The sequence below is a fragment of the Serratia silvae genome (genome assembly GCF_023282985.1).
In the GTDB taxonomy this organism is placed as follows: domain Bacteria; phylum Pseudomonadota; class Gammaproteobacteria; order Enterobacterales; family Enterobacteriaceae; genus Chania; species Chania silvae.
Genome location: NZ_JAGQDC010000011.1, coordinates 69,382 through 82,420 on the forward strand (window position 1 = coordinate 69,382; position 13,039 = coordinate 82,420).

The window sequence follows — 13,039 nt, forward strand, 5'->3', positions numbered from 1 at the left end:
GCTCGGCTTACTCGGCCAATGCCGGTTTATTCTGCAGATCCGTCAACACGCCTGCGCTGTCGAACGTCAACGTCAGCGTTTGCTGCGTGATCTTCTCATGGCCTGGCTCTTGGCGGAACACGTAGAACCACGTCTGGGTACCAAACGGATCCTGCATCATTGGCGTGCCCAATGTGTAAGCAACCTGTTGTTGCGTCATTCCCTTGTGGATTTTTGCCACGTCGGTTGGTGTCAGGTAGTTACCCTGGTTGATATCAGGCCGGTAAACCACCTTCTCAAAAGTAGAACAGCCTGCGGTCAGCATCACAAGAACCACAGCGGCAGCTGTCAGCATTTTACAGCGCATAATAATCACATTCCTTTAGGGCATAGGATGCCGATGATAATAGACCTTGCAGCAGTTGGGAACCTTTACAGGGCCTCATTATGACCTCAGGAAAGTAAAAAAGTTATGCGGCCAGCAATTCTTTTGCGTTTGCCAGCGTATTTTTAGTGACTTCACTGCCGCCGAGCAGGCGCGCCAACTCTTGCAGACGGGCGCGTTTGTCCAAGGGGGACATCTGGGTTTCGGTTACCGTGCCATCGGTTTGCTTGCTGACAAATAAATGCTGATGACCGCAACCGGCTACCTGCGGCAGGTGGGTCACACACATAACCTGAGTTGATTCACCCAACTGACGCAGCAGGCGGCCAACAATGGCGGCCGTTGGGCCACTGATGCCTACGTCCACCTCATCGAAGATCAGCGCCGGGGTTTCCATTTTACGGGCGGTTATGACCTGGATGGCCAACGCGATGCGGGAAAGCTCACCGCCGGAGGCCACTTTTGCCAACGGTTGCAGCGGTTGCCCCGGGTTGGTGGAGACGCAGAACTCAACGCGGCTGGCCCCCTCACTGCTCAGGTATTCCGGTTCAAAGCGGACGTCGATATTAAATTTGCCGTGCGGCATCGAGAGCGCATTCATGCTCTCGGTGATCAGGGTGGTTAGCTCCGCCGCGTAGTGCTGCCGCTTTTGATGCAATTGCTCAGCCAGCGCCAGCGCCTGTTGATGATGCAGGTTGACTGCTTCGCTCAGGTGTTGCTGATCGCTGGCCTGTTGGGAAAGCAGCTGTTGCTCATCCAGCAGTTGTTGATGCAGGCCGGGTAATTCTTCAGGTGAAACATGGTGCTTACGTGCCAGGCTGATTTGGCGCGACAGGCGCTGTTCCAGCTCATGCAGGCGGTTGGGATCGAGATCCATGCGGTCTGCGTAATGGCGCAGTTCATCGCTGGCTTCGCTGATTTGGATCGAGGCCTCTTCTAGCATATCCAGCAGGCCGCTTAGCTTCTCATCCATGCCAATCAGATCCAGCAGTAAATGCTTGGTGGTGTAGAGCTGGCTGAGCATGTTGTGTTGCTCGTCATCGGCCAGCAATTGCAGCGCCTGCTGGCTAAGGGTCAGCAATTGGCCGCTGTTAGCCAGGCGCTTGTACTCGCTGTCGATCTGCTCAAATTCACCGGTCTGTGGGGCGAACTCGTTCAGCTCTTTCAACTGGTATTGCAGCAGTTGCTTGCGGGCATCGCGTTCGAGAGATTGCTGCTGATGATGCGCCAGCTCGCGGCAGCTTTGATGCCATTGGTGGTAAGCCTGGTGCATGGCTGCCAGCAAAGCAGGTTCGCCAGCATAGGCATCCAGCAACTGTTTTTGGTGTTCGGGCTTTAGCAGCAGCTGGTGAGCATGCTGGCCGTGGATCTGGATCAGGCGCTGGCCAAGCTCCCGTAATTGGGATAGAGGAACGGCGGTGCCGTTAATAAAGCCACGGGAACGGCCATCTGTCCCGATCACGCGGCGTAGCAGGCACTCGTTGCTGTCATCCAGCTGGTTTTGCTCCAGCCATTGGCGGGCGGATGGGGTATCTGCCAGTGAGAAGCGGGCACAGATATCGGCACGGGAGGCCCCCAGACGTACCACGTTGCCGTCGGCGCGGTTGCCGAGGCACAGGCCCAACGCATCAATAGCAATTGACTTACCGGCACCGGTCTCACCGGTGATTGCCGTCATACCCGCTTGAAAGTCGATCTCCAACTCACGAACGATAGCAAAATTGCTGATGGTTAATTGCGCCAACATAGGGACCTTCCTGTGTATAAACACATAACTGTGATTTCATACAGTATAAACTGGTTTTATATACAGTAAAGCGGTTGACGCCATTTTTAGAATAATTTTTTTGACCAGCCCAGTTTGGTACTCAACGTGTTGAAATAGCTGTAATCCTTGGGGTGGATCAGGTTTAAGTGGAAGTCGCTGCGGCGGATCAGTACTTCTTCGCCTTCCTGGATAGGTAGGGCGATCTGGCTGTCGCAGCTGATTTCCAGATCGCTGCCGGTATGGGAAAATTTCAGGCGAATGGTGCTGTCGCCGTTGATCACCAGTGGCCGGGCGGAAAGCGTATGCGGGAACATCGGCACCAGCGCGATGGCTTCCAGTGACGGGGTCAAAATGGGCCCGCCTGCGGAAAGCGAGTAGGCGGTTGAACCGGTTGGCGTGGCGATGATCAGGCCATCGGAACGCTGCGAGAAGGCGAAGCGATCGTCAATGTAGACTTCGAACTCGATCATATGCGCCACCTTGCCAGGGTGTAACACCACCTCGTTAATTGCGGTGCTGACGCGGCATTGCTGGTGCTCTTTATGGACGATGGTTTCCAACAGGAAGCGCTTCTCGTCGATATATTCCCCTTCCAGCACGTCCGATAACTGCTGGAGCGCGTTGTCAGGGTCGAGATCGGTCAGGAAGCCGAGATTGCCACGGTTAACCCCGATCACCTTGATGTCATAACGCGCCAATACGCGTGCCGCGCCCAGCATATTGCCATCACCGCCCACCACGACCGCCAGATCGGCCCGTTGACCAATCTCCGCCAGGCTGCCGGTATCTACGTCTTTCATGCCTAAATCGTGGGCAATCTGGCGTTCAAGGATCACCTTGTAGCCACGGGCAACCAACCATTCAAACAGCATCTCATGAGTAGCCAATGCGGAAGGGTGACGCGGGTGCCCAACAATGCCAATACATGTAAATTTTTTCTTCATCGCTGCCATTTTCCTCACCAGGGACGGTTTATGCCCCACATTGTGACCGGTTGACTTGAAACCCCGGTTTTGATCCCCATAATAAGCCAAGTTGCGAGATTAATGCTAAAACGCGGAGATATTCATGAGTAGTAAAGAACAGAAGACGCCAAACGAGCAAGCCTCGGAAGAAATGGAACAGCAAGCACAGCACGAGGAAGCCATGGCGGCAGGCGCCGATCTGCGCGATGATCGCATTGCCGAGTTGGAAGCCCAACTGGCTGAAGCTCAGCAACGCGAGCGTGATAGTGTGCTGCGTGCCAAAGCCGAAATGGAAAACGTTCGCCGCCGTAGCGAGCTGGATGTCGAGAAGGCTCACAAATTCGCGCTGGAAAAATTCTCCGGTGATTTGCTGCCGGTGATCGACAACCTCGAGCGTGCACTGGATCTGGCGGACAAGAACAACCCTGAACTGGTCGCGATGATCGAAGGGATTGAACTGACGCTGAAATCACTGCTGGACGCGGTACGCAAGTACGGCATCGAAGTGGTAGGCGAGCTCAACGTGCCATTCAACCCGGACGTTCACCAGGCGATGAGCCTAATGGAATCAGCCGACCATCAGCCGAACCATGTGATGATGGTGATGCAGAAAGGCTACACGCTGAATGGCCGCCTGCTGCGCCCTGCGATGGTAGCGGTATCCAAAGCCAAGTCTTAATAAGACCTGCTGAGGATAAAGGCACCCGCGCGGTGCCTTTTTTGTGCCTGGATCATTCCTGCGGCAGGTGCGGCACCCAGTCAATCGGTGCCAGGCCTTGTTGTTCCAGTAACTGATTGGTTTGCGAAAAGTGGTGGCAACCCAGGAAACCGCGATGGGCAGAAAGCGGGGAGGGATGCGGCGCTTTCAACACATGATGGCGCTGGCGATCGATAAAACTCCCTTTCTTTTGTGCGTGTGAACCCCACAGCAGGAACACGACACCCTCGCGATTTTCGTTTAGCGCGGCAATGACCTTGTCGGTAAAGGTTTCCCAGCCCAGATTGGCGTGAGAATGCGCCCGGCCACCTTCAACGGTTAATACGGTATTGAGCAGCAGTACGCCTTGCTCGGCCCAGCTTTGCAGGCAGCCGTGTGTCGGGCGTTCAAAGCCGGGGATATCCGTCACCAGCTCTTTATACATATTGACCAGTGAAGGCGGCGCAGGGATGCCTGGGCGCACGGAAAACGACAGGCCATGGGCCTGGTTCGGGCCGTGATAGGGATCTTGCCCCAGGATCACCACTTTGACGTCCGCCAACTCAGTAAAGCGGAAAGCGTTAAACACATCTTTCTGCGGTGGATAAATGGTCTTACCAGCCTGACGTTCGTTAGCAACAAAGGCGAGTGTATCCAGAAAGTAGGGTTGCTCTTTCTCTTTGCCAATGACGTCGTGCCAGGTGAGGGAGGTAGACATAAGCACTCTCCTTTGTTTTTGTTAGCAATTCATGGTGCATAGCTTACCGTTAACCTCTGCTCGGCGAAACCCGCTTTTTCAATGGGTATGGCGAGCGAGATATACAAATATTTTTGAAAATTTACAAAAATAATTTTAACGAGCAAAAAGGTAAAATTGATATAAAACATAAATTTGCCTCTGCCGCTCATTTCAGCACCCCGTAAAAATTGATTTTAGTCAAAGAATTGACCCGGTTTGACTGGTATACAGAACAACAAGACAACATTGGTTTTACCAAATGGCCGGGAACCACAACCGAGTTTTCGGCGACGTAGAAATTTTTCTCCCTATTACGGAGGCAACAAAATGATTACTGGTATTCAAATCACTAAAGCGAACAATCAAGCACTGGTGAACTCTTTCTGGCTGCTGGATGAAGAGAAATCAGAAGCGCGCTGTGTTTGTGCCAAAGCGGATTATGCGGAAGATCAGATCGTGCCTATTAGCGAACTGGGTCAGATCGAGTACCGCGAAGTGCCGATGGAAATGCAACCTACCGTGCGCGTAGAAGGTGGTCAGCACCTGAACGTGAACGTGCTGCGTCGTGAAACGCTGGAAGATGCGGTTAAGAACCCAGAAAAATACCCGCAGCTGACCATTCGTGTTTCTGGCTATGCGGTGCGTTTCAACTCACTGACGCCTGAACAACAGCGTGACGTTATCGCACGTACCTTTACCGAAAGCCTGTAATTTCCGGCAAGGTAAACAAAAGGGAGCTTCGGCTCCCTTTTCTATTGCCGCTAAATGCAAAAACCGCCCAACAGGCGGTTTTTTAGCAACATACGGCTGATTATGCCTCTGGCTTGGCTTTTGGCTGACGGCGCTTACCGACGTTTTTCGCGTCGCGATGGCGTACCTTCACCTTGGCCTTTTCTTTGTTCTTCAGCTTGTCTTCGACGCGCTTGGCCAGCACTTTCTTCGAAGGTTTACCGTTGCTTTTCTCGCTTGGAACCTTAGTGGTTGGACGCAGTTCGTCGATCACGCGGGCTTTCAATGGCTCATTGAGGTAACGCCCCACTTTGCCCAGCAGCAGATGGTCATGCGCCTCTACCAGCGAAATGGCGGTGCCTTTACGCCCGGCACGGCCTGTACGGCCAATACGGTGCAGATAGGTATCGGCAGTGCGTGGCATATCGAAGTTGAACACGTGGGTGATATCCAGGATATCCAGCCCGCGCGCCGCAACGTCGGTGGCGACCAGCACGTTGACGCGGCCATCCATCATGCGTTTTACCGCTTCGTTACGTTTGGCTTGCACCATTTCCCCTTCGAGATAGCAGGTATTGATGCCCGCTTCACGCAGCCAGGTGGCCAGCTCATGCACGCGCTCACGCTTACGCACAAAGATCACGGATTTCTGCACGTCCGGCTGTTGCAGCAGATGCACCAGCAGGGCGGTTTTATGCTTCACGTCATCGGCGCGGTAATACCATTGCAGGATCTTTTTACGTTCGCGACGGGACGGATCGGCTTCAACCTCAACCGGTTCCTTCAGGATGCGCTCGGCGAACTCGCGGATGGCTTCGCCTTCCAGCGTTGCGGAAAACAGCAACGTCTGGGTTCGCCAGCGGGTTTCGGCTGAGATGGTTTCGATGTCTTGCGCAAAGCCCATATCGAGCATGCGGTCGGCTTCGTCCAGGATCAGCGTTTCTACCGCGCGGCAGTCAAAGTTTTCTTCTTTGATGTATTGCAGCAGGCGGCCGGTGGTGGCAACTACCACGTCCTGGTTTTCACTAAAGACTTCGGCGTGGTTCATATACGCCACGCCGCCAGTGATGGTGGCGATGTCCAGCGAGGTATGCGCAGCCAATTCACGAGCCTGATCGGCCACCTGCATTGCCAGCTCACGCGTCGGGGTCAAGATCAGTACGCGTAGTGGGCCAGACTTCTTACGTGGGAAATCCAGCAGATGTTGCAGAACCGGCAGCAAGAATGCGGCGGTTTTGCCCGTGCCGGTCGGCGCCGAACCTAATACGTCGCGCCCGTCCATGGCTGGCGGGATCGCCTCGGCCTGGATAGCGGTGGGGCGATCGTAGCCTTTATCACGCAAAGCGAGGATCAGGCGCTCATCGAGTTCGAGTTCGGAAAAATTGGTTGCTGTCATTATCTACCTCTACTTGGGGCGCCGATTATAGACGGGATGGCCGCAGGGTTCACCCTTTTTAACTTTTACCCTAAATCAGATTGTCTTATGCTACGCCAGTTTTGTCTGCTGGTGGCCATTGTGAGTAATCAAATTAAAACTAAATCGACCCCGCGGCGCGGCGGTTTTACCTTTAAGCAGTTTTTTGTCGCCCACGATCGTTGCGCGATGAAGGTGGGTACCGATGCGGTATTGCTCGGTGCCTGGACTGCCGTGGATAATGTGCGGCGGGTGCTGGATATTGGCTGCGGCAGTGGGCTGATTGCCCTGATGTTGGCGCAACGAACGGCCAGCGGGGTCACCATTGATGCGGTTGAGCTGGATAACGCTGCTGCCTTGCAGGCGCGTGATAACGTGTTGGAGTCACCTTGGCCGCAGAAGATCCAGGTGCACAGCCAGGATATTCATCATTTTGCCCAACGGCATGCCCATTGTTACGATCTGATCGTCAGTAACCCACCGTATTTTGAGCCTTCTGTTGCCTGTCGCGATCTGGCCCGCACCAACGCCCGCTATACGGAAACCCTGACTCACGACGCTTTGCTGGATAGCGCTGAACGGCTGATAACGGCGGAGGGCCATTTCTGCGTGGTGCTGCCTTATGAGATTGGCGAAGCTTTTCAAGTGAATGCCCACCAACGTGGCTGGCACACCGCACAGCGGCTGAACATCAGTGACCGGGCCGATACGCCAAAGCACCGCATGATGCTGGCATTAGCACGTAAACCGGGGGCGAAAGAGGAAGCGGAGTTGGCAATAAAACTGGCGGATGGCAGCTACACCCCCGACTTCCGCCAGTTGATTACCGATTTCTATCTGAACTACTGAAGCCTCAGGGTTGCAGAATAGTGGGTTTTGGCTCTGACAACATAGCCGGGTAATCCAGCGTGTAATGCAGCCCACGGCTTTCCTTGCGCTCCATTGCGCTACGCACAATCAGTTCCGCCACCTGCACCAGATTACGTAGCTCTAGCAGGTTGTTGGAGATGCGGAAATTGGCGTAATACTCGTCGATCTCCTGCTGTAAGGTATTGATGCGGCGTAGCGCTCGCTCCAGCCGTTTGGTGGTGCGCACGATCCCGACGTAGTCCCACATAAACAACCGCAGTTCGTGCCAGTTGTGCTGGATCACCACGCGTTCATCCGAGTCATCCACCCGGCTTTCATCCCACAGCGGTAACTGTTTGGCCAGCTTGATAGCGGGCAAACGCGTCAGAATATCTTCAGCGGCGGACCAGCCATAAACCAGGCATTCCAGCAGCGAGTTGGATGCCATGCGGTTGGCCCCGTGCAGGCCGGTATAGCTTACTTCGCCAATCGCATACAGGCCGTCTAGATCGGTACGGCCATGCTGATCCACCATCACGCCGCCACAGGTATAATGCGCCGCAGGGACGATTGGGATCGGCTGCTGCGTCAGGTCAAAGCCCAGCGTCATCAACTTTTCGTGGATCATCGGGAAGTGCTGGGTGATGAATTCCGCCGGTTTGTGGCTGATATCCAGATACATACAGTCGGCACCCAGGCGTTTCATCTCATGGTCAATCGCGCGGGCAACGATATCGCGCGGTGCCAGTTCGCCACGGGGATCAAAGTCTGGCATAAAGCGACTGCCGTCTGGGCGTTTCAGGTGGGCACCTTCACCGCGCAGCGCTTCGGTCAACAGGAAGTTACGTGCCTGCGGGTGGAACAGGCAGGTTGGATGGAACTGGTTGAACTCCAGGTTGGCCACCCGGCACCCGGCGCGCCAGGCCATGGCGATGCCATCGCCCGAAGAGATATCCGGGTTGGTGGTATATTGATAAACCTTGGCTGCACCGCCGGTGGCTAATACCACGGTTTTGGCACGGTAGGTTTCCACCTGCTCCCGCTCACGGTTCCAGACGTAAGCACCCACTACGCGCTTGGTGCCTGGCAAGCCGATCTTGTTGGAGGTGATCAGATCGACCGCATTGCGTCGTTCCATCACGCAAATATTGGGGTGAGCGCTTGCTTTCGCTACCAGGGTAGTCTCTACTTCTTTGCCGGTGGCGTCGGCGGCGTGCAGGATGCGCCGATGGCTGTGTCCTCCTTCCCGCGTCAGGTGATAGCGTTCTTCACCTTGGGAATTGGTTTCGGTGTCGAACAGCACGCCCTGATCGATCAACCACTGTACGCAGTGGCGCGCATTGCTGGCAATAAACTCGACGGTGTCTTTATCACACAGGCCGGCTCCGGCGATCAGCGTGTCATCAACGTGTGAGGCGATGCTGTCCGTTTCATCAAACACCGCGGCGATCCCGCCTTGGGCATAAAAGGTGGCGCCTTCATTGAGCGGACCTTTGCTGAGTACAGTAACCTTGCAATGTTGCGCTAATCGCAACGCCAGGGAGAGGCCAGCAGCACCGCTGCCGACGATCAATACATCGCTAACATGTTCAGATGATGGTTGCATAACGTTAGATGAGTGCGGAAGAAGAGTGAAATTCATGTTAGCCTACTTATCCGGGCAAAAGCCACGGACAAGGTGACATCAACAAAAAAACAATGGCGATATGGAACTTAGCGTTCCGTATGAACTCCAAGCGAGTGCTTGCTCAGGAAAATAATGTATGGCTGGCGGTACAATTTCACGCGTGGAGATAGATTTGGGGAGAATTTACCTCGGATGAGCGAGCAGTTAACGGATCAGGTTCTGGTTGAACGGGTTCAGAAGGGCGATCAGAAATCGTTTAACTTACTGGTAATTCGTTACCAGCATAAAGTGGCGAGTCTCGTTTCGCGTTACGTACCACAGGGCGACGTGCCGGATGTGGTGCAGGAGTCGTTTATTAAAGCTTATCGCGCACTGGAGTCATTCCGTGGCGATAGCGCCTTTTACACCTGGTTGTATCGAATTGCTGTCAATACAGCAAAAAATTATCTGGTTGCTCAGGGGCGGCGCCCACCATCAAGCGATGTGGATGCCAATGATGCCGAAAATTACGAAAGTGCGGGTGCACTAAAAGAAATTTCGAACCCTGAGAACTTAATGTTGTCAGAAGAGCTGAGACAGATAGTTTTCCATACCATTGAGTCACTCCCAGAGGATCTTCGCATGGCGATTACCCTGCGGGAGTTGGATGGTCTAAGCTACGAAGAGATAGCCGCCATCATGGATTGCCCGGTCGGAACCGTACGTTCACGTATTTTCCGTGCTCGGGAGGCTATCGATAATAAAGTTCAACCGCTGATCCAACGTTAGCGATAGCGGACACTGGAAGGGTACTTAGGCATGCAGAAAGAAAAGCTTTCCGCTCTGATGGATGGTGAAATGCTCGACAATGAGCTGCTGAGTTCATTGAGTAAAGATCGGGCGCTTCAACAAAGCTGGCAGAGCTATCACCTAATCCGTGACACGTTACGGGGTGATATCGGGCAAGTCATGCATTTCGATATCGCAGACCGTGTTGCTGCCGCATTGGAAAAAGAGCCCGCTCGTCTGGTTCCTTCGGCAATCCCTGAATCTCAACCGCAACCTCACACCTGGGGTAAACTGCCGTTCTGGCACAAGGTTCGTCCTTGGGCTAGTCAGCTAACTCAAGTCGGCGTTGCCGCTTGTGTCTCTCTGGCAGTGATCGTGGGTGTGCAACAGTACAATCAGCCAACTGCCCAATCAGGCGCGGCTGATACACCAGCGTTCAATACGTTACCAATCATGGGGCAAGCTTCCCCGGTCAGCCTGGGTGTCCCGGCAGACAGTTTCTCAACTGGCAGCGGTCAACAGCAGCAGGTGCAGGAACAGCGTAAGCGTATCAATGCCATGCTGCAGGATTATGAGTTGCAACGCCGTTTGCACTCTGATCGGCTGCAACTTGAACAAAGCAGGCCACAGCAGGCGGCAGTTCAGGTTCCTGGAACTCAGTCTTTAGGAATGCAACAGCAGTAATGAAGCAAATCTGGTTTTCCGTTTGTCTTTTAACGGGCAGCCTGCTCAATTCAAATATCGCCTCGGCGCAGCAACCTGCGTCCGGGGCGTTATTGCAACAAATGAGCAGTGCCAGCCGTTCACTTAGCTATGAACTCGCCTATATCAGCATCAGCAAGCAGGGGATAGAGTCGTTACGCTATCGCCATGCAGTGATCGATAAACAGCCCCTTGGGCAGTTGATGCATATGGACGGCCCTCGTCGGGAAGTGCTGCAACGTGGTGGTGGGATCAGCTATTTTGAGCCTGGTCTGGAACCGTTTACGCTGTCTGGCGATCATATCGTCGACGCCTTACCCGCCATCGTGTTTGCCGACTTCGGCTATCTGGCGAAATACTACGACTTCATCTCAGTTGGCCGCACCCGCATTTCCGATCGGCCTTGTGACGTCTACCGCGTCGTGGCCCGTGACGGTTCCCGTTACAGCTACGTGGTCTGGATGGATATGGAGACCAAGTTGCCGCTGCGGGTCGATCTGCTCGATCGCGATGGCGAAACGCTGGAACAGTATCGGGTCATCTCGGTCGTGGTGGGCGATCAGGTGAAAAGCGTCATGCAACCTTTGCTCACGGCCAATCTGCCGCCGCTATTAACCTTACCCGCTGCTGAAGACGTTAAGCTGGCCTGGAATGCCGGTTGGTTGCCCGCAGGCGTTAACGAGGTGGCGCGTAATCGCCGCAAGTTACCGAATGTGGCGGTGCCGGTTGAATCGCGGCTTTATAGCGATGGTCTGTTTAGCTTCTCGGTTAATATCAGCCCTTCGGGCAGTAATGCCAGCCAACAGTTTTATCGTCAGGGCCGCCGCACCATCCAAGCCGAAATTCGTAATGGCAATGAAATTACCGTGGTTGGGGAATTACCTCCTTCAACGGCGAAACGCATTGCCGACAGCATTACTTTCAAGGTAACGCCGAAATGATGAAAGAGTGGGCCACGGTGATCTCGTGGCAACAGGGTGTGGCGCAGCTGCGTTGTGAGCCTAAAGCTGGCTGTGGCAGCTGTACCGCGCGCTCAGGTTGTGGTGCTCGCGCATTCGACGAACTGGTGCCTGAAAGTGAACATCACTTGCAGGTGGCCATCGCCCAGCCTCTTGAACCCGGTCAGCGCGTCGAAGTCGGTATCGCCGAAGGCAGCCTGTTGCGCTCGGCGATGCTGGTCTATCTGACCCCGCTATTTGGCATGATGCTAGGCGGTGGCCTGCTGCAATGGTGGTTGGGCAGTGACGCTGCGGCGGCACTCGGTGGGATTTTAGGGGGCGGTCTTGCTTTCCTGATCGCACGTGCATTGGCGAAACGCCTCGGCGAACAGGCCAATTATCAACCCGTGGTGCTGCAAATCGGCTTGTCACCCGGTACCTTGCGTTTGCACACTGAAGCCGAATCTCCGATTTAATACGGCGGCCGCGTTATCGCCGGGTTGTTATAGGCGGGGATGCGGTTGTTGATCATATGCTCCATCAGTGCAATAAACAGGTCGGCGCTGAACAGCGAGCAATAGCCCAGTGAAAACAGCTCATTGTCTTGTAAATCCAGCAGGCGAATGGTGTCTCGCTGCATATTATTCTCCAGCCGGTGGATCTTTTCGATCTGAACCTGCGCTTGAGAGATACTCAACGTCGTAGCGCTAAGCCGTAATGTTTGCGTCGGTTTCTCTTGCCACGAACCAAACCAACCCCTGCTGCTGTTGAGATAACCGAACGTCAATTTTTCTCCCTGATAAAGCGAATTTAATGCCTGCGGTCCACGCTGCTGGATCTGTTGCTGGATCAGGGTTTCGATCAACTGCCGGGAGTGAGAAATATTGCTCTTAATGCTGTACCAGAACGCGGCCTCCGAGGTGCGAAACGCCATATTGTCGTTCAGCCCGCCAAGCAACCTGCTACCGCGAGAATGGTAGATATCGGTAATCTTTTCAAACGCAATAAATCGCTCTTTATGACTGCGGTGATCCAGCACGCGCACGCCGTGCTCATACAGGCGATAGGTCAGCATTGGCCGCAGATAATGGCGCAATACCAACAAAATAGTGCCTAACAGAATAGTAGCCGCGCCGGCTTGCAGTAAGGCCAGAACGTGAGGATCTTCCATGTTGCTCAATAACGGCATTAACAACAGCGCCGCACCGAGTGTGAACAGCAGCGTTACCACTGCTAAAATGCCCCAGTTGACCTTGGAAAAATCGTGCCGGCTCAGCATTTGCCCTTTATCGATCATGGTAAACCTTCCAATCAATGTTCAGAGGAGATGCTGGCGAACTCTGGTAGGGTTGCCGATGTTGTAGCGCCCTGAAATCTGTTTTTATCCAAAGTTCCTGCCACTTGTAACCGAGGGGGCAAGGGAGCGTATATGGGGTTTATCCGAAATCGTAGGTGCTGTTATTTAACTGTAAGTTATTG

The 13,039-nt window shown here is 54.1% G+C and carries 14 protein-coding genes; 7 read left to right on the top strand and 7 right to left on the bottom strand.

Translation table 11 applies throughout. The features are described 5' to 3' along the window. Window positions 1-7: 7 nt before the first annotated feature. The 3 genes from bamE to nadK form a co-directional block, all read right to left on the bottom strand. Window positions 8-346: an outer membrane protein assembly factor BamE gene (bamE, locus tag KAJ71_RS14425; protein ID WP_248946370.1), complete on the bottom strand. Its 339-nt coding sequence runs from the start codon at window positions 344-346 to the stop codon at window positions 8-10. A gap of 103 nt (window positions 347-449) precedes the next feature. Then, window positions 450-2,111 carry a DNA repair protein RecN gene (gene recN / locus KAJ71_RS14430; protein ID WP_248946371.1) on the bottom strand — a complete coding sequence of 554 codons (1,662 nt, stop codon included), beginning with the start codon at window positions 2,109-2,111 and terminating at the stop codon, window positions 450-452. 86 nt (window positions 2,112-2,197) lie between these two features. Next, window positions 2,198-3,076, bottom strand: a complete 879-nt coding sequence (gene nadK, locus KAJ71_RS14435) for an NAD(+) kinase (protein WP_248946372.1) — start codon at window positions 3,074-3,076, stop codon at window positions 2,198-2,200. Between the two features lie 124 nt (window positions 3,077-3,200). Between nadK and grpE the strand changes: the two genes are divergently transcribed. Continuing rightward, window positions 3,201-3,776: a nucleotide exchange factor GrpE gene (gene grpE / locus KAJ71_RS14440; RefSeq protein WP_121607591.1), complete on the top strand. Its 576-nt coding sequence runs from the start codon at window positions 3,201-3,203 to the stop codon at window positions 3,774-3,776. Between the two features lie 52 nt (window positions 3,777-3,828). Here the strand turns inward: grpE and ung are convergent, their stop codons facing one another. Beyond that, on the bottom strand, window positions 3,829-4,512 hold the full coding sequence (gene ung / locus KAJ71_RS14445; protein WP_021178914.1) for a uracil-DNA glycosylase: 684 nt from the start codon (window positions 4,510-4,512) through the stop codon (window positions 3,829-3,831). Between the two features lie 348 nt (window positions 4,513-4,860). On the opposite strand from ung, the gene grcA reads away from it, so the two are divergent. Further along, window positions 4,861-5,244, top strand: coding sequence for an autonomous glycyl radical cofactor GrcA (gene grcA / locus KAJ71_RS14450; RefSeq protein ID WP_248946373.1), 384 nt, complete (start codon window positions 4,861-4,863; stop codon window positions 5,242-5,244). A gap of 100 nt (window positions 5,245-5,344) precedes the next feature. On the opposite strand, the gene srmB is transcribed toward grcA, so the two are convergent. Beyond that, the gene (srmB, locus tag KAJ71_RS14455) at window positions 5,345-6,658 is read right to left on the bottom strand and encodes an ATP-dependent RNA helicase SrmB (protein ID WP_248946374.1); all 1,314 of its coding nucleotides are present in this window, start codon (window positions 6,656-6,658) and stop codon (window positions 5,345-5,347) included. Between the two features lie 87 nt (window positions 6,659-6,745). Between srmB and trmN the strand changes: the two genes are divergently transcribed. After that, entirely contained in the window at window positions 6,746-7,525 is a 780-nt protein-coding gene (gene trmN / locus KAJ71_RS14460; RefSeq protein ID WP_248946375.1) for a tRNA(1)(Val) (adenine(37)-N(6))-methyltransferase TrmN, read from the top strand. Window positions 7,526-7,529: 4 nt separating this feature from the next. On the opposite strand, the gene nadB is transcribed toward trmN, so the two are convergent. Continuing rightward, complete coding sequence (nadB, locus tag KAJ71_RS14465; protein ID WP_248946376.1) at window positions 7,530-9,131, bottom strand: L-aspartate oxidase; 1,602 nt, start codon at window positions 9,129-9,131, stop codon at window positions 7,530-7,532. Window positions 9,132-9,344: 213 nt separating this feature from the next. Between nadB and rpoE the strand changes: the two genes are divergently transcribed. From rpoE to rseC, 4 genes are read left to right on the top strand one after another with little or no spacing between them, the layout of a single operon-like run. Next, the gene (gene rpoE / locus KAJ71_RS14470) at window positions 9,345-9,920 is read left to right on the top strand and encodes an RNA polymerase sigma factor RpoE (RefSeq protein ID WP_248946379.1); all 576 of its coding nucleotides are present in this window, start codon (window positions 9,345-9,347) and stop codon (window positions 9,918-9,920) included. 30 nt (window positions 9,921-9,950) lie between these two features. Then, the gene (rseA, locus tag KAJ71_RS14475) at window positions 9,951-10,604 is read left to right on the top strand and encodes an anti-sigma-E factor RseA (protein ID WP_248946380.1); all 654 of its coding nucleotides are present in this window, start codon (window positions 9,951-9,953) and stop codon (window positions 10,602-10,604) included. Beyond that, window positions 10,604-11,563 carry a sigma-E factor regulatory protein RseB gene (rseB, locus tag KAJ71_RS14480; RefSeq protein ID WP_248946381.1) on the top strand — a complete coding sequence of 320 codons (960 nt, stop codon included), beginning with the start codon at window positions 10,604-10,606 and terminating at the stop codon, window positions 11,561-11,563. Before rseA ends, rseB begins: the two co-directional genes overlap by 1 nt. Further along, complete coding sequence (rseC, locus tag KAJ71_RS14485) at window positions 11,560-12,036, top strand: SoxR-reducing system protein RseC (protein WP_248946382.1); 477 nt, start codon at window positions 11,560-11,562, stop codon at window positions 12,034-12,036. The genes rseB and rseC overlap by 4 nt, the downstream gene beginning before the upstream one ends. Here the strand turns inward: rseC and KAJ71_RS14490 are convergent. Beyond that, the gene (locus KAJ71_RS14490; RefSeq protein ID WP_248946383.1) at window positions 12,033-12,857 is read right to left on the bottom strand and encodes a DUF6585 family protein; all 825 of its coding nucleotides are present in this window, start codon (window positions 12,855-12,857) and stop codon (window positions 12,033-12,035) included. The two genes, rseC and KAJ71_RS14490, sit on opposite strands and share 4 nt — an antisense overlap. Window positions 12,858-13,039 lie beyond the last annotated feature (182 nt).